General features: G+C 72.1%; 23 protein-coding genes. 10 read left to right on the top strand and 13 right to left on the bottom strand.

Going from position 1 to position 23379, the window contains the following annotated elements; translation table 11 throughout:
* The first annotated feature begins 333 nt into the window (after positions 1 to 333).
* From NDAS_RS29020 to NDAS_RS24825, 4 genes are all read left to right on the top strand, one after another.
* Positions 334 to 729 (top strand): VOC family protein, encoded by a 396-nt coding sequence (locus NDAS_RS29020; protein ID WP_041553390.1) that lies wholly within the window; start codon positions 334 to 336, stop codon positions 727 to 729.
* A gap of 829 nt (positions 730 to 1558) precedes the next feature.
* Positions 1559 to 1885 (top strand): antibiotic biosynthesis monooxygenase family protein, encoded by a 327-nt coding sequence (locus NDAS_RS24835; RefSeq protein ID WP_013156012.1) that lies wholly within the window; start codon positions 1559 to 1561, stop codon positions 1883 to 1885.
* Between the two features lie 278 nt (positions 1886 to 2163).
* Complete coding sequence (locus NDAS_RS24830) at positions 2164 to 3405, top strand: flavin-dependent oxidoreductase (RefSeq protein ID WP_013156011.1); 1242 nt, start codon at positions 2164 to 2166, stop codon at positions 3403 to 3405.
* Between the two features lie 274 nt (positions 3406 to 3679).
* Positions 3680 to 4957, top strand: coding sequence for a WD40 repeat domain-containing protein (locus NDAS_RS24825; protein WP_013156010.1), 1278 nt, complete (start codon positions 3680 to 3682; stop codon positions 4955 to 4957).
* Between the two features lie 10 nt (positions 4958 to 4967).
* On the opposite strand, the gene NDAS_RS24820 is transcribed toward NDAS_RS24825, so the two are convergent.
* Positions 4968 to 5414 carry a hypothetical protein gene (locus tag NDAS_RS24820; protein ID WP_013156009.1) on the bottom strand — a complete coding sequence of 149 codons (447 nt, stop codon included), beginning with the start codon at positions 5412 to 5414 and terminating at the stop codon, positions 4968 to 4970.
* A complete protein-coding gene (locus NDAS_RS24815; RefSeq protein ID WP_013156008.1) occupies positions 5414 to 5671 on the bottom strand; it encodes a hypothetical protein in 258 nt (85 codons plus the stop codon). The genes NDAS_RS24820 and NDAS_RS24815 overlap by 1 nt, the downstream gene beginning before the upstream one ends.
* Positions 5672 to 5821: 150 nt before the next feature.
* On the opposite strand from NDAS_RS24815, the gene NDAS_RS24810 reads away from it, so the two are divergent.
* Together NDAS_RS24810 and NDAS_RS24805 are read left to right on the top strand one after the other, a co-directional pair.
* Entirely contained in the window at positions 5822 to 6484 is a 663-nt protein-coding gene (locus NDAS_RS24810) for a winged helix-turn-helix domain-containing protein (protein ID WP_049800396.1), read from the top strand.
* Positions 6481 to 7749, top strand: coding sequence for an MFS transporter (locus tag NDAS_RS24805; protein WP_013156006.1), 1269 nt, complete (start codon positions 6481 to 6483; stop codon positions 7747 to 7749). The genes NDAS_RS24810 and NDAS_RS24805 overlap by 4 nt, the downstream gene beginning before the upstream one ends.
* Positions 7750 to 7873: 124 nt before the next feature.
* On the opposite strand, the gene NDAS_RS24800 is transcribed toward NDAS_RS24805, so the two are convergent.
* A complete protein-coding gene (locus NDAS_RS24800) occupies positions 7874 to 8242 on the bottom strand; it encodes a DUF4229 domain-containing protein (protein WP_013156005.1) in 369 nt (122 codons plus the stop codon).
* A 422-nt stretch (positions 8243 to 8664) separates the two neighbouring features.
* Between NDAS_RS24800 and NDAS_RS24795 the strand changes: the two genes are divergently transcribed.
* From NDAS_RS24795 to NDAS_RS24785, 3 genes are all read left to right on the top strand, one after another.
* A complete protein-coding gene (locus NDAS_RS24795) occupies positions 8665 to 8865 on the top strand; it encodes a BldC family transcriptional regulator (RefSeq protein WP_017535950.1) in 201 nt (66 codons plus the stop codon).
* A 164-nt stretch (positions 8866 to 9029) separates the two neighbouring features.
* The gene (locus NDAS_RS24790) at positions 9030 to 9386 is read left to right on the top strand and encodes a PLD nuclease N-terminal domain-containing protein (RefSeq protein ID WP_013156003.1); all 357 of its coding nucleotides are present in this window, start codon (positions 9030 to 9032) and stop codon (positions 9384 to 9386) included.
* A gap of 258 nt (positions 9387 to 9644) precedes the next feature.
* Complete coding sequence (locus NDAS_RS24785) at positions 9645 to 10295, top strand: DUF4333 domain-containing protein (protein ID WP_013156002.1); 651 nt, start codon at positions 9645 to 9647, stop codon at positions 10293 to 10295.
* Between the two features lie 74 nt (positions 10296 to 10369).
* Here the strand turns inward: NDAS_RS24785 and NDAS_RS24780 are convergent, their stop codons facing one another.
* Positions 10370 to 11653 (bottom strand): pectate lyase family protein, encoded by a 1284-nt coding sequence (locus tag NDAS_RS24780; protein WP_013156001.1) that lies wholly within the window; start codon positions 11651 to 11653, stop codon positions 10370 to 10372.
* 185 nt (positions 11654 to 11838) lie between these two features.
* Between NDAS_RS24780 and NDAS_RS24775 the strand changes: the two genes are divergently transcribed.
* A complete protein-coding gene (locus NDAS_RS24775; RefSeq protein ID WP_013156000.1) occupies positions 11839 to 12813 on the top strand; it encodes a LacI family DNA-binding transcriptional regulator in 975 nt (324 codons plus the stop codon).
* Positions 12814 to 12933: 120 nt separating this feature from the next.
* On the opposite strand, the gene ccsB is transcribed toward NDAS_RS24775, so the two are convergent.
* The 9 genes from ccsB to proC form a co-directional block, all read right to left on the bottom strand.
* The gene (gene ccsB / locus NDAS_RS24770; protein WP_013155999.1) at positions 12934 to 13926 is read right to left on the bottom strand and encodes a c-type cytochrome biogenesis protein CcsB; all 993 of its coding nucleotides are present in this window, start codon (positions 13924 to 13926) and stop codon (positions 12934 to 12936) included.
* A complete protein-coding gene (gene resB / locus NDAS_RS24765) occupies positions 13923 to 15626 on the bottom strand; it encodes a cytochrome c biogenesis protein ResB (protein ID WP_013155998.1) in 1704 nt (567 codons plus the stop codon). The genes ccsB and resB overlap by 4 nt, the downstream gene beginning before the upstream one ends.
* Positions 15626 to 16432 (bottom strand): cytochrome c biogenesis CcdA family protein, encoded by an 807-nt coding sequence (locus NDAS_RS24760; RefSeq protein ID WP_013155997.1) that lies wholly within the window; start codon positions 16430 to 16432, stop codon positions 15626 to 15628. Before NDAS_RS24760 ends, resB begins: the two co-directional genes overlap by 1 nt.
* Positions 16432 to 17139: a TlpA family protein disulfide reductase gene (locus NDAS_RS24755; RefSeq protein WP_041553387.1), complete on the bottom strand. Its 708-nt coding sequence runs from the start codon at positions 17137 to 17139 to the stop codon at positions 16432 to 16434. The genes NDAS_RS24760 and NDAS_RS24755 overlap by 1 nt, the downstream gene beginning before the upstream one ends.
* 303 nt (positions 17140 to 17442) lie before the next feature.
* Complete coding sequence (locus NDAS_RS24750; protein WP_013155995.1) at positions 17443 to 17646, bottom strand: helix-turn-helix domain-containing protein; 204 nt, start codon at positions 17644 to 17646, stop codon at positions 17443 to 17445.
* A gap of 246 nt (positions 17647 to 17892) precedes the next feature.
* Entirely contained in the window at positions 17893 to 18690 is a 798-nt protein-coding gene (locus NDAS_RS24745) for a phosphatase (protein ID WP_013155994.1), read from the bottom strand.
* A gap of 255 nt (positions 18691 to 18945) precedes the next feature.
* Positions 18946 to 20106: an acetoin utilization protein AcuC gene (locus NDAS_RS24740; RefSeq protein ID WP_019610438.1), complete on the bottom strand. Its 1161-nt coding sequence runs from the start codon at positions 20104 to 20106 to the stop codon at positions 18946 to 18948.
* 169 nt (positions 20107 to 20275) lie between these two features.
* On the bottom strand, positions 20276 to 21814 hold the full coding sequence (locus NDAS_RS24735; protein ID WP_041553385.1) for a hypothetical protein: 1539 nt from the start codon (positions 21812 to 21814) through the stop codon (positions 20276 to 20278).
* 758 nt (positions 21815 to 22572) lie between these two features.
* Positions 22573 to 23367 (bottom strand): pyrroline-5-carboxylate reductase, encoded by a 795-nt coding sequence (gene proC / locus NDAS_RS24730; protein WP_013155991.1) that lies wholly within the window; start codon positions 23365 to 23367, stop codon positions 22573 to 22575.
* Positions 23368 to 23379 lie beyond the last annotated feature (12 nt).

The following is a 23379-nucleotide window of genomic DNA, read 5'->3' as shown; positions in this document are numbered from 1 at the left end:
TACGCCTTCCCCCTCCCGCCGTCCGGTCACCTTCTCCTCCCGCCGTCCGTCATGGAGGTGAAGGGCGTCAGCGGACCGGGTGAGGAGAGGAGTGGGTTCATGACCGTCGCGGGGGCGCGGTTGGAGGGGCGGGTTCCGCACGGAGCCGGGCGCGGACGCGCCCCGGGCCGTCGGCCGGCCTCCCCAGCGGGGGTGGGGAGGAGCGGGAGCCGGTGCGGGGCCGGTGGAGGGGCGCGCGGCGGTGTGCGGCCGTCGCGTGAGTCCTCCGTCCGCCTGCACTACGGTTCCTCCGGCTGCGGACGCAGCCGCCCCGTCGGCCCCGAGAGGAAGCCCATGCTCACCCACCCCCGGCTCTCCGTGCTCTACACCAGCGACCAGCAGAGGACCCTGGACTTCCTGACGGAGGCGCTCGGTTTCCGGCTGGAGGTCGACACCGTCCACCAGGGCGGCCAGCGCTGGGTGGAGGTGCACCTTCCGGGGTCGCAGACCAGCGTGGCGCTCGCCCAGGTCGACTCCGGGCTTCTGGAGGAGGTGCGGTCGCGGGTCGGCCGCATGGCCCAGGGGTGGTTCAACTGCGACGACCTCGACGCCGTGTGCGAGAACCTGCGCGGACAGGGGGTCGAAATTCTGACGGAGCCTCAGGACACCGCGTGGAGAAAGGGGAACCGGTGGGCCCAGATCTCCGGTTGGGACGGCAACGTCTACGGCCTCATCGAAGGCGGAAGGTGACCTTGAGGAGCACCCGCTGACAGGGGTTCGGGAATCATCCGTCCAGGTAAACGGAATCCCTGAACCCCCACCTCGCCGGAAAGGACGGGAACGAAGCGGGAAGCGACAGACACAAGGACAACCGAGCATTATCCGCAGTTGCACGGCCGGGACTCACCGAGGAGCGCGGGAACAGAACTCCGCGCACGCCCGGGTGATCCCTTGCGGCCGTTGCCCGCCATTTCACCGAAAGGACCCTTCCGGTGCGTCGAATCCTTTCGACCCGCCTGTCGGAATGCCCGCACGGGCCGGGGTCGACGCCGCGTCCGGGCGGGTGGACCGGGGCCGGCCCGCGGAGGCCGACGCCCGCTCCCCGGCGGCGCCCCAGCCGCCACCACCAGGAAATTCGCAGGCGGAAGCGCTGTCCGAGAGGAGTAGGAGCCCCGGGGAGGAGCGTCACCGGAGACCATGCGGAGGGGGGACCGGAAGCGGAGAGGACGTCGGTCGGAAAGGTTAGACCACCGCACCAGGCCACGGAGCGGAGCCGCGGAACGGGGCCGCTGGACCACGGAACCGCGCCCCGCCCGGGGTGAATGACCGGCAGACACTCATACGGACTTCTCCCCGGGTGGCGGAGAAAGCGACCGGGCCAGCCGTCCCCGCGCCGTGAAACGGAAGGCGAACCACACCCGAAGAACAGGCACACACCCGGGCAGCGCGCATTGAAGAGCGCTGCCGACACGACCGGGACGCCTGTTTATTTGGCGTATCAAAAATTGGTTACCCCTTTCTCCAAAAAACCCGCGAACGACCTTTGTTTCGAGATACCGGTTCTGCTAGCCTCCGTTTCATGAGTGAAACCGTTATTCGCGCAAACGACGGCCTCGCCGTCCTCGTCAACGTCTTCGAGGTGGAGAAGGAGAAGCAGCAGCAGCTCGTCGACGTCCTCAACGAGGGCACCGAGAAGGTCATGAAGAACCGCCCCGGGTTCGTGTCGGTGAACATCCTGGCCAGCCTGGACGGGACCAAGGTCATCAACCTGGCCCAGTGGAACAGCCCGGCGGACATCCAGGCGACCATGGCCGACCCCGAGGCCCAGGCCTACGGCAAGAAGGCCGCCGCGCTGGCCACCCCGGCGCCCGGCGTGTACTCGGTGGTCTCGACCCACCACGCCTGACAAAGGATCACAGGTCCTTCCTCCCCATCCTCCCTTGCGCGAGCGGGCGGGGGTCCGGGGCCGGACGTGCGCGACCGGGAAGTCGGCGCACCGTCCGCCCGGGCCTCCGCCCGTCTCGTGTGCGGCCTCCCGGCTGACTCCCTTGGGTGATCGGCCCCCGCCGTGATAGCACCTCTGATGCACCGGGACCCCGGGCCCATCGACCGCACCACCCGACGGGCGCGCGTGTGCCCGCAGACAACGCGACCACCAGATCGCAGGAAGCACGGAGGGCCGCCATGACCTCAGCCGATGGTGCCGACATCGTGATCGTCGGCGCTGGGATCGGAGGGCTGGCCACAGCCCTCGCCCTGCACTCCCACGGAATCAGCGCCACCGTTCTGGAAACCGCCGAGGAGATCCGTCCGCTCGGGGTCGGCATCAACGTCCAGCCCGCGGCGATCGCCGAGCTGACCGCCCTCGGCCTCGGCGACGCGCTCGCCGCGACGGGCATCCCCACCCGGGAACACCTCTACCTCGACCACAGGGGCACCACCCTCTGGAACGAACCCCGCGGCGTGGCGGCGGGCAACGAGTACCCGCAGTACTCGATCCACCGCGGTGAACTCCAACTGCTCCTGCTGGAGGCCGTCCGCGAGCGTCTGGGCCCCGGCGCGGTCCGCACCGGCCTGCGCCTTGACTCCTTCGAGCAGACCGCGACGGGCGTGCGCGCCCTGGCCCGCGACCAGTCCGGCGGAGCCGCGGAGGTCACGGGAGCGGCGTTGGTCGGCGCGGACGGGCTGCACTCGCGCGTCCGCGCGCAGCTCCACCCCGACCGCACCGCCCTGTCCGGCGGAGGCGTCCACATGTGGCGGGGCCTGACCGAGCTGGACGGCTTCCTGGACGGGCGCACCATGATCGTCGCCAACGACGAGCACTCCGCCAGGCTCGTCGCGTACCCGATCTCGGCCCGCCACGCGGCGCGCGGCCGCGCACTGCTCAACTGGGTGTGCCTGGTGCCCTCCCCCGGTCTGTCCGTCGACGCGGACTGGGACGACAACGGGCGCATCGAGGAACTCGCCCCGCACTACGCGCACTGGGACTTCGGCTGGCTCGACGTCCCCGGCGTGCTCGCCCGCAGCGAGCGGATCCTCCAGTACCCCATGGTGGACCGGGACCCCCTGGAGCACTGGGGCGAGGGCCGCACGACCCTGCTCGGGGACGCGGCCCACCTGATGTACCCCATCGGGGCCAACGGCGCGTCCCAGGCCGTCCTCGACGCGGCGGCCCTCGCCGCCGAGTTGGGGACCGGTGGCGACGTGGAGGCGGCGCTGCGGCGCTACGAGGACGTGCGGCTCCCCGCGACCAACGAGATCGTCCGGGCCAACCGCAGGATGGACCGCTCGGAGCGCTCGATGGCGGGGCGGACGGACCGGGAGAAGAGCACCCTGCTGGAGGCGGTCACCGACGACTACCGTGAGGCGGTCGAGCGGCGGCTGGACAACGGGGGCCTGGACACCTCGGGCGCCCGCGCCCGCTGAGTCCCCGGGGACCGAGGGGCCCGGCTGTGCGAGCACCACGGCCGGGCCCCTCGCCGCGCGGCCCCTCCCCGGGCAAGCTCCGCCCCGGGCACGGCCGCGCCCCCTCCCTCGGGCCCCGCCGGTCCCACCGGTTACGCCGATCCGGAACCGCGCTCGGCATGTGTCACTCTCCGTAGTTTTTGTGCGACCCTCTGAGAGGGTGCGGACACCCTCCGACCGGCTCCTCCGGTCGGCCCGCACGCATGGACCCGCACGACCGAGGGAGAGTCCTTCCGTGAAACCCAGCCGCCCGCTGCTCGCCCTGACGATGGGCACGCTGCTCCTACTCCCCGCCGGGGCCGCGGCCGCGGCGCCCGCCTCCCCCGCCGCAGAGGCCGACCACGCGCGCGTGGTCAGCGAACAGCCCGTGCAGTGGACGCCGCACGTCCTGGACGGCGCGGTCAAGGACATCCTGCGCGTCGGCGACACCATCCTCGTCGCCGGAAGCTTCACGCGGGTCGGCCAGACCGAGGGGGGCCGCGCCCACGACCTGCCCCACCTGTTCGCGTTCGAGCACGGCACCGGTCGGATCCTCCACGGGTTCGAACCGGAGGTGGACGGCACCGTCACCACGCTGGCCCCCGGCCCCGACGGGACGGTGATCGCGGGCGGGGACTTCGGCTCGGTGGACGGCGAGCCCGCCGACGGGCTGGCCCGGCTGTCGGTGGACGACGGCGACCCGGTGCCGGAGTTCGGCGCCGTCGTCGACGGTGGCCGCGTCCAGCGCATCGCCAGCGACGGCGAGCACCTGTACGTGGGCGGCAGCTTCTCGGGGGTGAACGGCGTGGAGCAGCCCACGCTGGTCCGTCTCGACTCCGGGTCCGGCGAGGTGGACACCGGCTTCACACCCGACGTGTCCGACGCGCGCCAGGGCGTGCTGAAGGTCCAGGAGCTGGCGCTGAGCCCGGACGGGCGGCGGCTGGCCGTCAACGGCTCCTTCACCAGGATCGACGGTCACGAGCGGCACCAGATCGCCATGATGGACACCGCGAGCGGCTCGGTCACACCGTGGTCCACGTCCGCCTACGAGGAGCCCTGCGACTACGAGGAGCTGCACACCTACATGCGGCGGATGGCCTTCTCCCCGGACGGCTCCTACTTCGCGGTGGTGACGGCGGGCGGCCCGTACGTCAGGCCGGGCCTGTGCAAGTCCGTCGCGCGCTTCGAGAACACCGACACCCCGGGCTCGGAGCCCACCTGGAGCAACAAGACCGGCGGCGACTCGCTGTACTCGGTGGAGATCACGTCGGCGGCGGTGTACGTGGGCGGACACCAGCGCTGGATGGACAACCCCGAGGGCGCGCTCAACCCGGGGCCCGGCTCGGTGGCGCGCGAGGGCATCGCGGCCGTGGACCCCGAGACCGGCAAGGCCCTGCCGTGGAACCCCGGCCGGGCGCGCGGCCACGGCGTGGAGGCGATGCTGGCCACCTCCGACGGGCTGTACGTGGGCAGCGACACCGAGCGCCTCGCCGACGAGTACCACGCCCGGCTGGGGATGTTCCCGCTCTCCTGAAGCCGGGGCCTCAGGACACGGGGGCGTCCCTGCGGCGCCCCCGGCGTCCCCCGGGCACCGGCGTGTCCACCCCCTTGAGCAGCTGGTGGACGCGCTGGTGGGAGAGGTCCACGACGTCGGCCATGGCCCGCTGGGTGACGCCCTCCCTCCGCATGGTCTCCAGCACCCGGGCGCGGGCGCGGTCGCGCTCGATCTGGGACCGCCGGAACTCCTCCTCCGCCACGAGGTACTGGATCACGTCCTCGGTCACGTCCTCGCCGCCGAACTCGTAACGCCAGGTGATCGTGAAGTCCTCCGGGTCGGTGTCCGTGAGGTCGGCGATGGCCTCGGGAACCTCGTCCTTGATCTCGGAGAAGTGCACGTAGTCGACCGTTCCGACGACGTGTTCGGGCAGCCCCGAGACACGTACGACCCAGAGGTCCTCATCGCGGATGACGGTAGCCGTGTAGTCAGGCATCACTTCTCCATCCATTTCTCACCGAACAGGTGCTGCAAGCCGTTCTCCACGTCCTGCAGAAGGCCCCGGGACAGCCCCTTGGAATGTTGCGTGACCATGAAACGACCGACCTGTGCTCCGCCCTCGTCCAAGAGGACATAGGTCTGGTGTGGTCCCTTGCCCCGTCCTTTGAGTTCTTCCAGGCGCAGGCCGTTCTTGCGCGCCATTCGGCGCACCAGGGCGAGCAGGACCCGCGCCTTCATCCGCTTGTTGACCATGATTCTAAAGCTAGGCCGATTGCTACTCAAGCGCCCAGGAAACTAGATATATGGGCCGCGAGCCCCTGGGTTCCGGGTCGCCGTAGCCAGCCCAAGATTTCTTGGCCAACAACCCTTGGCCAAGAAACCTTGGGCCTCTACAGTGACCGCATGAACGACTCCGCCCCCCGCGACAGCGAGACCCCCTCCCAGTGCCCGGGCCGCGCCCCCGACCCCTTCGCCCATGCGGCGACCCTCGACGCCCGCTCCCTCCGCGGGCTGGCCCACCCCCTGCGCATCCGCGTCCTCAACCTCCTCCAGCAGCGGGGGCCCGCCACCGGCAAGACCGTCTCGGAGTGGCTGGACGTCTCCTCCGCCTCGGCCAGCTACCACCTGCGGCAGCTGGAGGCGCACGGGTTCATCGAGGAGGACCCCTCCCTGGGCACCTCGCGGGAGCGCTGGTGGCGCTCCAGGCACAAGGGATTCCGCTTCCCCGAGCACCTGGACACCGACGAGCCCGAGCTAAGCGCCGCCGTGCGCATGGCCCTGGCCGCCAGCTGGAGCGAGGAACTGGCCTCGGCCGTCAACCTGTGGGCGGCCCAGCCCGAGGGCTGGCGCGAGGCCCAGGTCATGTCCGGGCGGCGCACGGAGCTGACCCTGGAGGAACTCTCCGCCTTCCGGGAGGAGGTCCGCGCGCTCTTCGACCGCTACACGCGCGAGACCGGCGCCCCCGGCAGCCGACCGGTGCACGTCCAGTTCGCCGCCTTCCCCGACCCCGAGGACAGGGGCCCGGACGTGGAGGGGGACGACGGGGCGACGGGGACGGGCACGTGAGGAGCGTCGGCGGGCTGGTCGCCGCCCAGGCCCTGTGCTACACCGCCACGCGGCTGGCGATGATCGCCATCCCCTGGTTCGTCCTGGAGGCCACCGGCAGCCCGGCGTCCATGGGGGCGGTGGCCTTCTTCGAGATCGGCTCCTACACCCTGGCCCGACTGCTGGGCGGCCCGCTGCTGGACCGGATGGGTCAGCGTGCCGTGAGCGTGCGCGCCGACCTCGTCGCCGCGGCGGCGGTGGCCTGCGTCCCGCTGCTGCACACGGCCGGGCTGCTGTCCTTCCCCGTGCTCCTGGCGCTGGTGACCGTGATCGGCCTGGCCACCGGCCCCGCCGAGGCCGCCAAGGTCTCCATGGCCCCGGCCGTCGCCGAACGCACGGGGACGCGCCTCGAACGGGTCACCGGACTCACCGGAACCGTGGACCGGCTGTCCACGACCGTCGGACCGGTGGCCGCGGGCGGACTGGTGTCCCTGCTCGGCGCGCTCCCCGCCCTGTACACGAACGCCGCGCTGCTCGCCGCGGCGGCGGTGGTACTGGCCGCCACCCAGCCCGGGGAGCGCCCCCGCCCGGGCGGGGACCCCGAGGCGGACGCGGGCTACCCGACCAGGCTGCGCACCGGCTGGCGGGCGGTCTGGGGCGACGCCACCCTGCGCGTTTTGGTGGTCGTGCTCGCGGTCACCAACATGATCGACATGTCCGTGGCCTCGGTACTGCTGCCGGTGTGGGTGGACGACAACGGCATGGGTCCCGCGGTGGTCGGCCTCCTGGGCGGCGTGATGGGCGCGGCCTCGGTGGTGGGCTCGCTCGCGGCCACGGCGGTCGGGCACCTGCTGCCCCGGAGGGCGGTGTTCTTCGCGGGGCTGGTGCTGGCCGGGCCGCCCCGGCTGGTCGTGCTGGCGCTGGACGTGCCGCTGTGGGCGGTCCTGGCGGTGTGGGGCCTGTGCGGGCTCGCGGGCGGGGTACTCAACCCGATCCTGGGCGCGGTGCTGTTCGAGCGCCTGCCCCGCCGAGCCGTGGGGCGGGGCACGGCGACGATCGGCGCGCTGACCCGGATGGCGGCGCCGTTGGGCGCGCCCGTCGCGGGCGCGGCGGCCGGACTGCTCGGAGCGGCGCCGGTGCTACTGGCGTGCGCGGCCCTCTACCTGGCCGCGGTCCTGCCGCCGCTCGTGGGCCGCGCGGCCGAGGGCATCGACAGGCACGGGACGGAGGCGCGCCGGTCAGCGGGCGGGGCGGGCGGGGCGGACGCGGGCACGGGCACAGGGTAGGGCCGCCGCGAACGGGTGTCCGGATCGGTGTTCCCGCTCCCGGGGCCGCTGTGGCCGCCGACGGTGGCGCTGGCGGCGGGAGCGCCACCGGCGGGAGCCGAACGCTCCCCGGCCACCGCTCCGGTCAGGACTCCCTGGCGGCGGTCGGCGCGTCCTCGCCCGGCTTCGCCTCGGCCCCGGCCTCCTCGGCACGGGCGTCGGCCCCGGCAGGGGCCGCCTCCTGATCCGGTGCCTCCTGGAAGTCGTCCTCGCGGGCGGAGGCGTCCGCCAGGCGCGCGGACAGGCTGTTCGCCTTGCGGCGCTCCATCCGCTCCACCGCGCTCGCGGAGACCTTGTCGCGCATCCCGGACAACAGGACGTAGGAGGCCAGTCCGCTGACCAGCCAGGCCAGGATGAGGGCGATCCACGCACGGGCGCCGAAAAGGTAGACCACTCCGAAGGCCGCCGCGAACAGCCCCAGGCGGGCGGCGGTATAGGTCAGCAAGCTACGCATCCAAAAGCCTCACAACAGACGATTACCTGGACTAGATTGGTCGCTACGCCCATCGGCGGCGCGGAACGCCCGGTCAACACCTGTGTCCGGACGTTCCCGCACCCCACACGGGTCGGGCCGACGGCCTCCCACAGGTCCTTATCTCCAGGTTAAGGGCGTGCCCGCCGCGACGGGCATCGGGTCGGTGTGTCGCTTGCGGCACAGGGGAACGGGACATAGGCGAACACGATTCGCATAGTCATGGGATGTTTCCAATCCCGACAGCAGGGTCCGAACATCACGTTCCGGTCACATATCCGGTACTCCTCCCCCCAACACCGCAATTTCTCCGAAAACTAGGGAGGAAACGGTCTAACTCGTGCACACTAGGGGATCAAACGCCCGCCGCCCCCACAGTCCGAGGCGGGCACGATTGGGGGAATGTGAAGGTGGAACGAGCAAGCGAACGCCTGTTGACCCCCGGGGAAGTGGCCTCACTCTTCCGGGTTGATCCCAAGACCGTCACGCGCTGGGCCGCCTCCGGGCGGATCAGCAGCATCCGGACCCCGGGAGGGCACCGCCGCTTCCGCGAGTCGGAGGTGCGCGCCCTCCTGCTCGGGGAGCCGAGCGAGAGCACGCCCTGAGGCCGAGTGCCCCAAGACAACCCATCCGGCGGGAGCCAGAGCTCCAGGAGCCACAGGGCCCTCCGACCGCCCCGTCGGCCGGTCAACCGCTCCGCGGACTCCCCCTGCCCTCCGGCCCGGTGTCCCGACCGTGAGGAGTCGACTGCAAGAGTTAGGCTGGAACCATGGTGTGGCTTGGTGGCCTGATCACGCTCGTATCGATCGTTCTGTGGGTGTACGCGTTCTTCGACGCGCTCACCACCCCTTCCTCTGAGGTGCGCACTCTGCCGAAGGTGCTGTGGGTGTTCGTCATCGTGCTGTTCGTGCCCGTCGGCGCCATCCTGTGGCTCCTCCTCGGCCGCCCGCGCCAGGCGGCCTCAGCCCGCGGGAGCGCGCCCTCCCCGACACAGGCCACGGCCTCGGCCGACGACCTCGACCCGTCCGACTTCACCAAGCCCTCGGGCAGCCCGCACCCGCTCGGACCGGACGACGACCCCGAGTTCCTGCGACGACTCAACCGGCGGATCGATCCGGAGGACTGACCCGGACACGACCGACCCGGACCGGTACACGACGACGGTGGGGGCCGCCCGACAGGACGCGGCCCCCACCGCTGTGTTCTACCCTTCCCGTTCCCCCGCCCCGGGGCAAGCACATCCGGGCGGCTCCCCGGCGCGGCACCGGCCGACCACACCAGACACCGATGTCACATCCCCGCATCGGAGCCATCCGCTCCGGAACCCGCTCCTCGCGTTCGGCGTCCATACCCGTGCACATCCCCGAACACTGAGGAGGCCGCCATGCGGCAGACCGGACGCCGTCGAGTCATCACCGGAACGGCACTGGGCGCGGTCTCCCTGCTTCTGTCCACCGGCTGTTCGTTCGAGTTCAGCATCGGCGGCCCCGACGCAGTCGGCGCCGAACAGGTCGCCGAGCGGTCGAGCGAGATGCTGGCCGAGGAGGTGGGCCAGACCCCCGACGGCTTCACCTGCCCCGAGGACCTCCCCGCGGAGGTGGGCGCCGAGATCCGCTGTGAGCTCACCGCCGACGGCCAGACCCTCGGAGTGACCGTCACGACCACCTCCGTCGACGGCGACGACGTCCAGTGGGACGTCGAGGTCGACGACGCCCAGGTCGCCGAGGACGCCGCCGGGGACGGCGCGGGCGAGGACACCGGCGGGGGCGCCGGTGGGGACGGAGGTACCGCCGCGAGCGACGGGGGCGTCCCCGCCGAGCAGGTCGCCCAGCAGTCGGCAGCGCAGTTGGAGGCGGTGGTCGGCCGGGCCCCCGAGGACTTCTCCTGCCCCCAGGGCCTCCCCGCGGAGGTGGGCGCCGAGATCCGCTGCAACCTCGTGGACGGGGGCATGAACTACGGCGTGACCATCACGACCACCTCGGTCGACGGCGACGACGTCCAGTGGGACATCGAGGTCGACGACCAGCCCCTGTAACCGCGAGGGCCCGCCCGGACGGGGCCGGGCGGGCCCGGCTCCCGGGGTACGCGACCACTCCGGGGGCGACGAACTCAGAGCACCCCGGCGCCCGCCTCGCGCGGCACGCCGCGGACCGCGTGCACCGGCTCCACCCGCGTGGAGAACTGCGGCACCCAGGTCAGGTCGGTGCCCAGCGCCTGGTCGGGGTAGGCCTCGTTGTGCGCCCGCACCAGGTCCACCTCCGTGACGCGCCCGCGGCCGTCCTCCATCACCGCGTTCCCGTGCTCCACGATGTCGGTGCCGCCCCAGTTGCCGACGATCTCCCCGGCCGTGATGCCGTCGTGCAGGTCGAACAGGTTGTTCTCCGCGTACAGGTGCGACTCGAAGCCCACCCCCAGGCTGTACTGGTACAGGTCCGTGGCCACCGTGTAGTGGTTGTTGTAGACGTGCACCTGCCCGTAGCGCACGCGGGGCGCGCGCTGGCCCAGGCTGTCGAAGTGGTTGTGGTGCCAGGTGGTGCGCAGGTACCCGCGGTCGGTGGTGCGGCCGTCGCTGTTGCCCACCAGGATCGCCTTGTCCCGGCCGTCGAAGTGGTTGTACGACACCGTCACCAGGTCGCTGGCGCGCACGATGTCCAGCAGGCCGTCGTGCACCTCGTAGCGGCGTCCGAAGTACTCCGGCAGCTCCGAGCCCGGGTTGTCGCCGTCGTCGAACGTGTTGTGGTCGATCCACACGTTCGTGGAGCCGGAGACCTCCAGGTGGTCGTACTCGGAGTTCCAGTTGCCCTCGCCGCCGTCGCCGGGGTCCCAGCCGGGGAAGCAGTCGTGCGTGTCGGACAGGGTGAGGTTGCGCAGGATGACGTTGCGCGCGCCGACCACCCGGATGCTCATCCCGGTGATCTCGGCGCCGTCCCCGGCCCCGACCACGGTCGTGTTGGAGCCGACCTCCACCCGGATCCGCTCCGCCTGGGCGTCGGCAGAGGCCTCGCGGGCCTCCTCCAGCGGGCCGCTGGGGTCCTGCCAGCCCCACACCCCGGGGTCGTAGGCGGCCAGGTAGCCCTCCAGCGTGTAGCCGTCCACGGCGTAGTCCCCGCACGACAGGGGCGTGCCGTCCGGCGCCGTGTTCGCGTCGATGAGACCCTCGACGTAGACGATCTTGGGCTCGTCCCCGCTCACCGCCTCGCGGAACTCCTGCGCCGTGGAGACGCGGAAGACGTTCTCCGGGGAGGCGTCCGCGCCTCCCGTCGTCCCGCCTCCGGCCGAGGCCCAGCCGTCGCCCTCGGGCAGGACCTGCCTGCCCACGTCGGGCGCCGCCTGGACGGGCGCGACAGCGGTCATCACCAACACCGCGCTCAGAGGGAGTGCGAGCCTGCGCATGTTTCTTCTCCTCAGGGGGGACTGCAAACGGTTGCATGAACATCTCCCAGGAGTCGGACCGGCGTCAACCCCTCCCACCCGGGAAAACCCCGGAAAACCAGGCACCGAACCTCAAAGTACGCACTGGTCAACCACAACCGCTTGCCAGTAACCTCGGAGCCGTTCCCCACCGAAGGAGGCCACGGGTGGCCGTGACCATCAAGGACGTCGCCCTGGCGAGCGGGGTGCACGTCTCCACCGTCTCCCGGACCTTCTCCGCCGCGCACCTGGTCAACGCCGACACCCGGACCCGCGTGCTCGCCGCCGCCAGCGCCCTGGGCTACCGGCCCAACCGCGCCGCGCGGGCCCTGTCCACCCGCCGCACCGGCAACCTGGGGCTGATCGTCGCCGACATCGCCAACCCGTTCTTCCCGCCCCTGATCAAGGCCGCGCAGGCCCACGCCCGCCGCAGCGACCACCACGTGTTCGTCGCCGACACCGACGAGCAGGCCCGCGTGGAGGAGGAGCTGATCCGCTCCATGGCCACCCAGGTGGACGGCGCGCTCCTGGTCGCGCCGCGCCTGAGCAACCGCCTGATCGCGGAGCTGAGCGCCGACGTGCCCTTCGTTGTGGTCAACCGCCAGCCCGCCGGGCTGCCAGCCGTCCTCATGGACGTGGCCTCGGGCGCCGGGCAGGCCGTGGACCACCTCGCCACCCTCGGCCACCGCGAGATCGCCCTGCTCACCGGACCGCGCGCGTCGTGGACCAACCAGCGCCTGGAGCGCGCGGCGGAGGAGGCCGCCCTGCGCCGCGGCCTGGTCCTGCACGGCGTGGGACCCAACCAGCCCACCGAGGAGGGCGGCGCGGCCGCCGCCCGGGAGGTGCTGGACCTCGGCGCCACCGCCGTCCTGGCCTACAACGACCTGGTCGCCCTCGGTCTGGTCCAGGAGCTGCGGGACCTGGGCGCGTCCGTGCCCGGCGACCTCAGCGTCGTCGGCGTCGACAACACCCACACCGCCCGGCACTGCGACCTGACCAGCATCGACATGCCCACCGCCGCGGCCGGACGCTCCGCCATCGACCTGCTGCTGCACCGCGTCAGCAGCGGGGACTCCCCCGGCACCGTCACCCTGGACACCCGCCTGGTCGTGCGGGGGTCCACCGCTCCCCCGCCCGCCTGAACACGGAGGACGCGGAGCCCAGAAGCGAACACGTCCGGGCGCCCGGACACGGGCGAAGCGGAGCGGAGCCCCAAAGCGAACGGGGCCCCGCCGTGGCGGGGCCCCGTTCGCGGGTCGGGGTCAGGCGTAGGAGTGCAGACCGCTGAACATGTAGTTCACCGCGAAGAAGTTGAACAGGATGGTCGCGAAGCCCACCACGTTGATCCACGTGGCCTTGGGTCCGCGCCAGCCGCCGGTGGCCCGGGCGTGCAGGTAGGCCGCGTAGATCACCCAGGAGATGAACGACCAGACCTCCTTGGGGTCCCAGCCCCAGAAGCGGCCCCAGGCCTCGTCGGCCCAGATGGAACCGGCGATGATGCCGAAGGTCCACAGCGGGAAGGCGAAGAGGATGAACCGGTGGGAGATCCGGTCCAGCAGCTCGGGGCTGGGCAGGCGGCCCGCGATACCGGCCACCCGCTCGCCCAGCGCGCGCCTGGCCTCGGCCCGGTGCGCCACGAGGTAGGTGACGCCGGCCGCGCCGGAGACCATGAAGGCGCCGCCCGCGATGATCGTCGCGGTCACGTGGATGGGCACCCAGTACGAGTGCAGGGCGGGGATGAGCGGGCCCGGGTCCACATACAGCCAGCGGACGCCGATGCCCAGCAGGACGAGCACCGGGACCAGCACGAACGCGCCCAGGAAGCGCGCCTGGTACCGGTAGGAGGCGAAGAGCAGACCGCCCACCGCGACCAGGCACAGGGCCACGACGAACTCGAACATGTTGCCCCAGGGCCAGCGCCCGGCGGCCAGGCCGCGGGCGATGATCTGGGCGACACCCATCACGAAGCCGAACGTCGTCACGCCCAGGGCGATCTTGCCCAGGACGCTCTGGGAGGCCCTGGCCTCCACCTCGGTGCTGCGGACGTTGACCTTGATGCCGTCGTCGGCGCCGGACTCGGCACCGGCGTTGACCGGCATGAGCCGACCGGCCTTGAGCCTGGTGCGTTTTCCGTAGGCGGCCTCGATGGCGAAGAGGAACAGCGCAGCCGCGTACGTGACGATCATCGCGATGATCAACGAGTCACTGACTGACGTCATCACCTCGTCCACCTGTGCGGCGAGTGTGTACGTCACCGGTCACTCCCTTGTGTGGTCGACTCTGGCGGGTCGGATGGCGGATGGGGGTCGGAGCCCGGAGCGGGGTCCGGGTCGGTGTCCGGGCCGGCAGTCGGACGGCTGTCCGGTCCGGAGCCGGATTCCCCGTCGGACCGGCTCCGGAGCCGTCCGGCGAGTTCCGTGGTGAGTTCGTGGAACTCCACGTTGTTCCCGGCCGCCTCGGTCTTGCCCAGGGCGGCCAGCTCCACGTGGGTGCGGCCGTCCCCGCCCCTGGTCGCGCGCACCCACACGCGGCGCGGGCGGACGAACAGGGTGACGATCAGCCCGGCGACGGCCAGGGAGGCCGCGGTCAGCGCGGGCAGCCGGGCGCCGTCGCGGTTCATCTGGAGGCTGACGTACTCCTTGTATCCGGAGAAGGTGATCGACCCGGCGCCCTCGGGCAGCTCCCAGGTGTCCCCGATCTCCATCACGGGGGAGCTGCCCAGCTCCTCCATGCCGCCGGTGCGCAGCTGGTAGACCGACTGCGGGTCGATCAGCCCCAGGTCTCCCCGGTAGCCCTCCAGGGTGATCCGGGGGTTCTGGGCCCCGGGAAAGTTGGAGACCATCTCCCCCTCGGGCGTCTCCACCGCGCTGGGCAGGAACACGCCGACGAAGCCGAGCTGCTCGCCTCCGGTGTCGGGCACCTTGACCACGCCGTCGGAGGTGTAGGAGGCCGTGTCCCGGTGCAGGAAGGGGACCGCCTGGTCGAAGACCAGGTCGCCCTCGGCGTTGCGCACCTCGAACTCCGGCGCGTACCCGTGGCCGAGCAGGTAGACCTGCACGCCCGCCACGCTCAACGGGTGGTTGACCTCCAGCCGGTGCCGCTCCTGCGGCGCGTCGGGCGCCTCCCTGTAGGTGAGGTCGGCGACGTAGGACTCGGCCTGGCCGCGCAGGCCGCCGTCCTCGATGAAGGAGGCCTCGAAGTCGTCCAGGTGGATGGAGAAGGGTTCCAGGGAGTCGGTGTCGGTCCAGTGCCCGGGGTAGATCGCGTCGTAGGAGGTCAGGGTGTTGGCGAACCCGTCGCCCTCCACCAGGAGCATGTTGCCGCGGTAGCCGAGGAAGGACCCGGCGGCCAGGGCGAGCAGCAGGCCCAGCAGGGCGAGGTGGAACAGGACGTTCCCGGCCTCGCGCAGGTAGCCGGTCTCGGTGGAGAGGGAGTCGCCGTAGCGCTCGGTCCGGTAGCCCCGCAGGACCCTGCGGGACTGCTCCAGCACCGTCTCGGGGTCGGCGTCGGTGGTGAACGCGGCGGCGTAGGGCATCCGGCCCAGGTTCTTGGGCGTGTGCACCGGGCGGGCCCGCACCGCGCGGGCGTGCGCCAGCGCCCGGGGGAGCACGCAGCCCGCCAGGGAGACGAACAGCAGCAGGTAGATCGCCGCGTACCAGGGCGAGGAGAACACGTCGAAGAGGTAGAACCGGTCCAGCCAGGGCGCCAGTTCGGGGTTCTCCTGGAAGTAGGTGTTGACCTCGTCGACGCTCACCACGTTCTGCGGCAGGATCGAGCCCGGGATGGCCCCGACGGCCAGCAGGAACAGCAGGATCAGGGCGGTGCGCATCGAGGTCAGGGTGCGCCAGATCCAGCGCAGCCAGCCGACCGCGCCCAGGCCCTTGGGGCGCGGTCGGGCGCCCTCCCCGTTCTGGGCGGCGGTCCCGGCCCCTTGGTCGTTCGCGGTCGTACTCATCAGATCACCGTCTGGAAGTCGGCGGCCCAGCCCTGCATGGCGATGGTCAGCTGCGTCCACAGGCCGGTCACCATCGCCAGGCCGACCAGGACGAGCATGGCCCCGCCGATCACGGTGACCGTGCGGGTGCGGCGCTTGAGCCAGTCGAAGGTGCCCAGCGCGCGCCGGTAGAGGAGGGAGGCCAGGACGAACGGCAGCCCGAGGCCGACGCAGTAGGCCAGGGACAGCAGCATGCCGCGTCCGGCGCCGCCCTCGACGAAGGCGAGGGTCTGCACGGCGGCCAGGGTCGGCCCGATGCAGGGGGTCCAGCCCAGGCCGAACAGGACGCCGAGCAGGGGCGCGCCCGCCAGTCCGGCGCGCGGCAGGCGGTGGAAGCGGAACTCGCGCCCGAAGCCCGGGACGACGCCCATGAAGGCCAGGCCCAGGACGACGGTGAGGACGCCGAGCACCCGTGTGATGGGGTCGGTGTAGTCCATGAGGATCTCACCGAGCCAGCCGATGAAGCCGCCGACGGCGACGAACACCAGGGTGAACCCGGCGATGAACAGGACGCTGCCCGTGACCATGGTCCAGCGGCGGGAGGCCAGTTCGGCGTCGACGTCGGCGACGGTGGCGGTGCCGCCCCCCGCGGTCGAGGCGGTGCGCTCGCGCACCTGGGTGCCGCTCATCCCGGTCACGTAGGACAGGTAGCCGGGCACGAGAGGGAGCACGCAGGGCGAGAGGAAGGAGACCAGGCCCGCGGCCAGGGCCAGCGGGATCGCGGCCAGCAGGGAGCCGGTGAGGACGGTGGTGCCGATGGGGTCCATCAGCCCTCGTCCCCGGAGCCCTGGTCCGCCTCGGACGGCGCGTCCGACGGCCCGGCCGAGGGGTCGGCCTCCTCCGGGGAGGCCGTCTGCCCGGCCTCCTGCTCCGCGACGCGGGGGCGCTCCTCCGGGTCGCCGAAGTCGAACTCGACCACCAGCGGGTTGAGCAGCTCGGTCAGCTGGCCGTAGGTGGTCGGGCCGATGACGCGGGCGGCGATGCGGCCCTCGGGGTCGATGACGAGCGTGCTGGGGATGGAGCGCGGGGGCACGGTGTCGCGGAAGGCCTGGGGCACCGCGCCGGGCTGGTCGTACAGGCTCGGGTAGGGGACGCCCATGCTCTCCTGGTAGGACCGCGCGGCCGTCTCGTCGTCCTTGATGTTCACGCCGAGGAAGTCCACGCCCAGGTCCGCGTACTCGGCGTGCACCTCGTCCAGGACCGGCTGCTCGGCGCGGCAGGGGCCGCACCAGCTCGCCCAGACGTTGAGGACGACGATGCCGCCCTCGTAGTCGCCGAGGGAGACCTCCTCGCCGTCGAGGGTGGTGCCGGTGACCTCGGGGGCCTCGGTGCGCTCGGCGGCCTCGAAGGTGGTGGCGCTGCCGTCTCCGGAGATGAAGCGGTTTTCCTCGTCGCTGGCCTGGATCTCGTTGCCCCCGGCACAGCCGGTCAGGGCGAGTACGGCGGCCAGTCCGGCCGCCGCCAGGCGCGGCACGGCACGGCTTCGGCGCGTACCGGTGCTGGTGCTGGGCATCGAGGGGACCTCGCGAACGGGGTGTGAACAGGGCGGACTACAACAACGACAAAGTGTAGTAGATGCCCTGGGACCCGTTCGGCCGCCCCGGCACAAGGGGGAACCGCGGCCGGTGGGGGTGGGGGACGGCCCTGCGGCGCTCCGGACGGCGCGCGTCGGGAGGGGGGTGGAGACGCCGGTGGGGGCGGTGTCCGTCAGTCACCGCCCCCGGGTGTGTCGGCTGACCGGGGGCCGGGGGGCGGCCCCGGTCGGCCGGGCCCTGGATCAACCAGCCTCGACGAAAGCCTCGCGGAGGTAGTCGTGCACGGCCCGCTCGGGGACCCGGTAGGAACGCCCCACGCGAATCGCGGGGAGAACTCCCGAGTGCACCATTCGGTAAACGGTCATCTTGGACACACGCATGATCGTGGCTACCTCCGCCACGGTCAGGAACCTGACCTCTTCGAGAGGCGGCTTGCTCCCGTTCATCTTTCGACGCCCTCATTCCCGGACGTGAGCATTGTCTACCCTTGGGACCGGCGTGGTGTGCGGCGGCGACCCCGGTGTACCCGCCCCAAACCATGCCAGCGTGTCACGCTGTCACTACTGACACGTCCGTTTTCAGAGTAGAGCCGAGTTCGCCTCAGCGAAAGGCCGTTGGGCCTGTCTTCGGCGCTATGTGTTGATGGCGGGTCGGATGAGGTTTAACGGTGGGTATAAATGGTCTCCCCCTGCTCACAGGAGACCGGCCCGGGCGAGAACGTATTCGCGCAGAGGGGCGTAGTCCTCGGTCAGGTAACCGTCGTCCAAAGGCACCGTGACCAGTAGTTTCCCTTCGGCCTCGGCGAGGAAGAGGGCGGGGTCGTTGCAGTCGGCGAAGCCCATCGCGGGCACTCCCGCCTCACCCGCCGCACCCGCGAACCCGTGGTCGGCGATGACCAACTGCGGCCATGCCTCACCGCGGTCCGCGAGGTCCGCGAGGATGGCACGCATGGCGAAGGGGTGGTGGCTGTGGCGGGCGAGGCGACCGTCCGTGACGATGGCGATGTCGTCCTCCCACACCACGATCCGCCGGTTCGGGGGACGCTCCGTGGTCACTTCGTAGGAATAGCCGCCACCAGCGGTGAGAACCTGGCACCCGCGCTCGGCGAGGGCGTCCTTCCAGGCGCGGTAGGTCTCGCGGAGGTTGCGCGGGTGGCCGGTGGCGAACAGGACCCGTTCCCGGCGCTCGGCGGCCAGGGCCAGCCGGTCGGCGAAGGCCTCCAGGGCGTCGATGGTCAGGTCGGGGTCGATGGTGTCGATCCCCCACACGTACTCCTCGTCGGCCACCACGCCGCAGCGCTTGCTCATCAGCGCCAGGACCTCGGAGTAGGTCCAGTCGTGGGAGAAGGTGAGACCGAACTGGTGGTAGGGGTCCTTCTGGACGAGCCGCCGGTAGTGCCGCAGGTTGTTCTGGCGCGGGGTGTCGACGTGCCCGGCGATTCCCGTGCGCACCAGATAGGTGATCAGTTCAGCGCGTGTCGGCGGCGTCACCTGGCGCTCCCCTTCCTCGTCTGCGCAGCGAGCGTGCGCCACGCTGGGCGGCCACCACGGCGCCTGCTCCTGTTCGCCCGGTATTCAACCTCTGTCCTACCCGCTTCGGACGCGACACGCGCGGCTCCTCCGGAATTCACGCCGGTCGACACCGGGGTGTTATGGGAGCCGTTCCGTGAGCCGCCCGGCGCCCCGTGAATCCCTGCCGGCACCGGACCGGCGGCCCGGACCGCGACGACGCGGAAGGGCCGCCCCCTACAGGCTCGGGTCGATCCCGTGGCTGGGGAAGACCGCGGTCCGGGTCGCGTGGATGGCCCGGTCCACCGGGTCGCCCGGGTCGTAGCCGTCCACGAAGTGGTCGAAGACGACCTCGCGCCCGTCGGTCATGTACAGCGGCGCCAGCTCCCCCGTGCGCTGGCGCACGAAGTCGCGCCAGCCCTGCGGGGTCTCGGTGTCGGGGTCGATGGGACGGCCCGCGGCCTCGCCCAGCAGGTGGGTCCAGGCGCGGGGGACGACGTGGACCAGCCCGTACCCGCCGCCGCCGAACAGCAGCCAGCGGCCGCCCGCCGTCTTGCGGGCCAGCTCGTGCAGCTCGGCGTAGGCCCGGCGCTGGCCGTCCACGCTCAGGGTGAGGTTGGCGAGCGGGTCCAGGGCGTGGGTGTCGCAGCCCTGCTGGGTCACCAGGATCTCGGGCTGGAACTCGTGCAGCAGCGGCGGCACGACGGCGTCGAAGGCGCGGTGCCAGCCGTTGTCGCCGGTGCCCGCGGGCAGGGCGACGTTGACCGCGTACCCCTCGGCGTCCGGGCCGCCGGTCTCGGAGGCCTGGCCGGTGCCGGGGAACAGGGTCGCCGGGGACTCGTGGAGGCTGATGGTGAGCACGCGCGGGTCGTTGTAGAAGGCGTTCTGGACGCCGTCGCCGTGGTGGACGTCCACGTCCACGTAGGCGACGCGCTTGGCCCCCTGCTCCAGCAGCCAGGCGATGGCCAGGGCGGGGTCGTTGTAGACGCAGAAGCCCCAGGCGTTGCCGCGCATGGCGTGGTGCAGGCCGCCCGCGATGTTGGCCGCGTGCGCGGTCTCCCCGCTCCAGACCGCCCGCGCGGCGGCCACGGACGCGCCGGAGATGAGCGCGGCGGCGTCGTGCATGTCCTTGAAGACGGGGTTGTCGGAGGTGCCCAGCATGTGGGCGTCGTCGGGCTCCAGCGTGCGGCCCGCGCGCTTGACCGCCTCGATGTAGGCGGGGTCGTGCACGAGGGACAGGAGTTCGTCCGAGGCGGGTTCGACGTCCAGGAGTCCGACCCCCGGCGCGTCCAGCACGCCGAGTTCGCGGCTGAGCGCCATGGTCAGCTCGACGCGTATCGGCGCCATCGGGTGCTGCGGACCGAAGTCGTAGGCCGTGAGTCCGTCGTCCCATGCCACCCGAAGCGAGCAGGACGTGCGCCCTCCCATGTGGTGACCCCCGTTTCAGGTGTGCGTGCTCCGAAGCACACAGTACGCACAACCGCACGCGTGGACGAACCCCGGGGTTGGCTGCCCGGTCCGGCACGGGGAGCGGCCCCCGTGCCGGACCGCGGCGTCCGGACCCCGGCTACTCGGTGACGAAGTAGCAGGACTCGTACAGGTCGCCGCCGGAGAGGTCGACGGTGCCGTGCAGGGGTGCCGCCCCGAAGAGCGAGTCCTTCGAGGTGAGCAGCACCCGGTACTCGCCCGGTTCGAGTTCGACGCGCATGACGTCGCCGTCGTCGAAGCAGGAGTTGCCCGAGGGCGGCGAGCTGTAGACCTCGCAGTCCTCGCACGCGGGGGTGATGATCTCCTCGTGGACGGCGTCCGGCCCGACGTAGAGGAACTGCATCTCGTACGGGGTGTTGTTGGTGATCTCCAGGACGCTCTTGTCACTGCCGGAGCTGCCGGTGGGGGCGGGCGCGAAGTCGACCTCGCCGAGCGAGGTCATGGCGTCCATCCTCTCCTCGATGCGCCCGGCGCCGATGTGGGTGACCATCCGCTCGACCTCGTCGGTCTCGTGGTCGGGGTACTCCGCCTCCAGGAGGGCGACCATCTCGTCGGCGGTGTCGAGCGATCCGCCGTCCACGCTGTCCCAGCCGCAGTTGAAGGCGGCGTCGGGGCGCTCGGTGGTGATGCGCTCGGCGACCTCGGGGACGGTGTCCCAGGCCAGGTCGGAGAACATGTCGATCTGGTCGAAGCCCGCGCACCAGTTCTCGGCGGCGTACTCGGCGGTGCCGGTGTCGTAGAGCTCGGTGAGGGCGGTGGGGACCTGGCCCGCGGCCTCGGTGCCCTCGTAGTCCGCCGGGATCACGGTGTAGATCTCGTGCGCCCGCCGCATGCTCTCGCGGTACCCGTCGGTGACCTCGCCGTCGAAGTCCTCCTCGGCCGAGGCCACCAGGTCGGCGGCGTAGGAGAGGTGGATGTCGGCGACCTCGCCGTCGGTGTCCTCCCAGCGGGCGGCGGGGTGCTCGAAGTAGGCGGCGTAGGAGTCCAGGGCCTGCGCGTACGCCTCTTCGGCCACGTCGGACTGGGCCAGGTCCAGGAGTGCGCAGGCCTCGGCGCCAGCGCGGGCGCGCGACATGAGCGACGGGGAGAAGGAGAGCTGGAAGAGGTCCTCCACGCTCCCGTAGGCGGCGACCGCCTCGGAGGTCGCGCACTCGCCGCGGGCGTGGGCCGCGTCGGCGACGCGCAGCCGCCACTCCCCCGCCTGCCACACGCCGGTGAGGGTCGCCATCAGGGCGAGCGCCAGTCCGGCGGCGGTGAGGAGGGGCAGCGCCCGCTTGGAGGGCTGTTCCCCCCCGCCGAGCAGGCGCTCGTCGCGGGCGCGCCCCGCGAACAGGCCGTGCACGGCCGCGGCGGCGAACCAGGCCACGAGGATCGACGCCCACAGGAGGAGGTTGTCGGCTGCGCCGAGGACGGCGGCGGTGACCAGCAGGCCGAGGGTGATGATGAGCGCGGCGGCGAAGAACGGCCACTGGCGCAGGTAGACGTACCCGGCTCCCATGCCCGAGGCGTTGAGCAGCGAGGTGCGCAGCGCGGACGGGGAGGAGAACAGGCCGAGCCTGGGCGGCCTCGGGGGCGGCGGCGGGCCGAACTGACCCGGAGGAGGCCCGCCGGGGGGCATGCCACCGGGAGGGGGCCCCATCGGCGGCGGACCGCCGGGGGGCATACCGCCGGGGGGAGGTCCCAGGGGAGGCGGGCCGCCCTGCGGCGTCCCGCCCGGGGGCGGCATCATGCCGGGCGGCCTGCCGCCGGGAGGAGGCCCCGTGAAGGGCATACCGCCCGGAGGCGGGCCGGGCGCACCGCCCGAGTACATCCCGCTCGCGGGTGTGCCCCCGCTGGGCGCGTCCCCGGCGGGCCTACCGCCGGTCGGCGCACCGCCGTGGAAGGCCCCTCCAGCCGGGTTGGCGCCGGTCGGACCGCCCTGGGCGGGGCCGCCCCCCGCGGGGTTGGCGCCGGTCGGGCCGGAAGGCGTGGGCCCCGGAGGCGGGAAGCCTCCGCCGGGCGGCTGGGAAGGGTCGGGCGGGGGAGGGGGAGAAGTCATGGAGGACCCTGGAATCAGGAGATGGGGGAGATCCCGCGCGTACGGGACCGAGGGGGCCGTGTACACCCTTCACCGAAGACACTACCCAGGTCCCCCGACATCGGACCCCCCAGGACGGGCCGCTTCCGGCCATCTTCCCGCGGCGGGGCGGGCCCGGGGCCTCCACCGGAACGGTGGCCCCGACCGGCCGGTGACGGCGGCCCGGCACCCGCGGGTGCCGGGCCGCCGTCACCGGTCCGCTCCAGGACCCCCGAGGAGGCGCGGCGCCAGCCCGCGCTCCGTCCCGCCTCCGGGCGGAACGGCCCCGACGGCACGCTTCACCCGGCCCCAGGGCCTCGTCAGCTTCCGGAGAGCGCGTTGCTGCGGTCCCTGGCCGCCTCGATGGCGTCGGTGAAGGCCGTGCGCACGCCGTGCCGCTCCAGCTCGCGCAGCGCGGCGGCGGTGGTGCCGCCCGGCGAGGTGACGGCCTCGCGCAGCACGACCGGGTGCTCGCCCGAGCCGTTGAGCATCGCGGCGGCGCCGGTGATGGTCTGGCCGACCAGCTTCTGCGCGGTGGCGCGCGGCATCCCCATCGCCACACCGGCCTCGATCATCGTCTCGGCGATGAAGTAGAAGTAGGCGGGGCCGCTGCCGGAGATGGCGGTGACGGTGTCCATGTGCTGCTCGCCCACGCGGATGACATCGCCGACCGTGCCCAGCAGCGCCTCGGCGCGGTCCAGGTGGGCCTCACCGGTGTGGGCGCCGCCCGCGATCGCGGTCATCCCCTGCCCCATCAGGGCGGGCGTGTTGGGCATCGCCCGGACGACGGGGGTCCCGGAGGGCAGGTGCTCCTCCAGCACGGCGGTGGTGATCCCGGCCGCGACGGAGATCACGAGGCAGGAGGAGGACAGGCGCGGCGCCAGGTCGTCCAGCAGCGCCACCATGTCCTGGGGCTTGAGCGCGAGCAGGAGGGTGTCGGCGCGCTTGGCGGCGTCCGCGGCCGGGACCACCTCGATCCCGTAGCGGGCGCGCAGCTCCCCGGCGTGCTCCTCGCGCGGCTCGGTGACGAGGACGTCCTCCGGCGCGTGGCCCGTGGCCAGCATTCCGGCGAGCAGAGCCTCGCCCATCTTCCCGGCACCGATGATGGCGATCATGAAGGTCCTTCC

Origin of the sequence: Nocardiopsis dassonvillei subsp. dassonvillei DSM 43111 (assembly GCF_000092985.1) — a bacterium.
GTDB classification, from domain to species: domain Bacteria; phylum Actinomycetota; class Actinomycetes; order Streptosporangiales; family Streptosporangiaceae; genus Nocardiopsis; species Nocardiopsis dassonvillei.
This window is presented reverse-complemented; position numbering and strand designations above follow the sequence as displayed.

Bases quoted from the DNA above. Each gene is read 5' to 3' on its own strand.
- NDAS_RS29020 (WP_041553390.1), top strand. From the start codon at position 334: ATGCTCACCCACCCCCGGCTCTCCGTGCTCTACACCAGCGACCAGCAG.
- NDAS_RS24835 (WP_013156012.1), top strand. From the start codon at position 1,559: ATGAGTGAAACCGTTATTCGCGCAAACGACGGCCTCGCCGTCCTCGTC.
- NDAS_RS24830 (WP_013156011.1), top strand. From the start codon at position 2,164: ATGACCTCAGCCGATGGTGCCGACATCGTGATCGTCGGCGCTGGGATC.
- NDAS_RS24820 (WP_013156009.1), bottom strand. From the start codon at position 5,414: ATGCCTGACTACACGGCTACCGTCATCCGCGATGAGGACCTCTGGGTC.
- NDAS_RS24815 (WP_013156008.1), bottom strand. From the start codon at position 5,671: ATGGTCAACAAGCGGATGAAGGCGCGGGTCCTGCTCGCCCTGGTGCGC.
- NDAS_RS24810 (WP_049800396.1), top strand. From the start codon at position 5,822: ATGAACGACTCCGCCCCCCGCGACAGCGAGACCCCCTCCCAGTGCCCG.
- NDAS_RS24800 (WP_013156005.1), bottom strand. From the start codon at position 8,242: ATGCGTAGCTTGCTGACCTATACCGCCGCCCGCCTGGGGCTGTTCGCG.
- NDAS_RS24790 (WP_013156003.1), top strand. From the start codon at position 9,030: ATGGTGTGGCTTGGTGGCCTGATCACGCTCGTATCGATCGTTCTGTGG.
- NDAS_RS24785 (WP_013156002.1), top strand. From the start codon at position 9,645: ATGCGGCAGACCGGACGCCGTCGAGTCATCACCGGAACGGCACTGGGC.
- NDAS_RS24780 (WP_013156001.1), bottom strand. From the start codon at position 11,653: ATGCGCAGGCTCGCACTCCCTCTGAGCGCGGTGTTGGTGATGACCGCT.
- resB (WP_013155998.1), bottom strand. From the start codon at position 15,626: ATGAGTACGACCGCGAACGACCAAGGGGCCGGGACCGCCGCCCAGAAC.
- NDAS_RS24760 (WP_013155997.1), bottom strand. From the start codon at position 16,432: ATGGACCCCATCGGCACCACCGTCCTCACCGGCTCCCTGCTGGCCGCG.
- NDAS_RS24750 (WP_013155995.1), bottom strand. From the start codon at position 17,646: ATGAACGGGAGCAAGCCGCCTCTCGAAGAGGTCAGGTTCCTGACCGTG.
- NDAS_RS24735 (WP_041553385.1), bottom strand. From the start codon at position 21,814: ATGCCCCCCGGCGGGCCTCCTCCGGGTCAGTTCGGCCCGCCGCCGCCC.
- proC (WP_013155991.1), bottom strand. From the start codon at position 23,367: ATGATCGCCATCATCGGTGCCGGGAAGATGGGCGAGGCTCTGCTCGCC.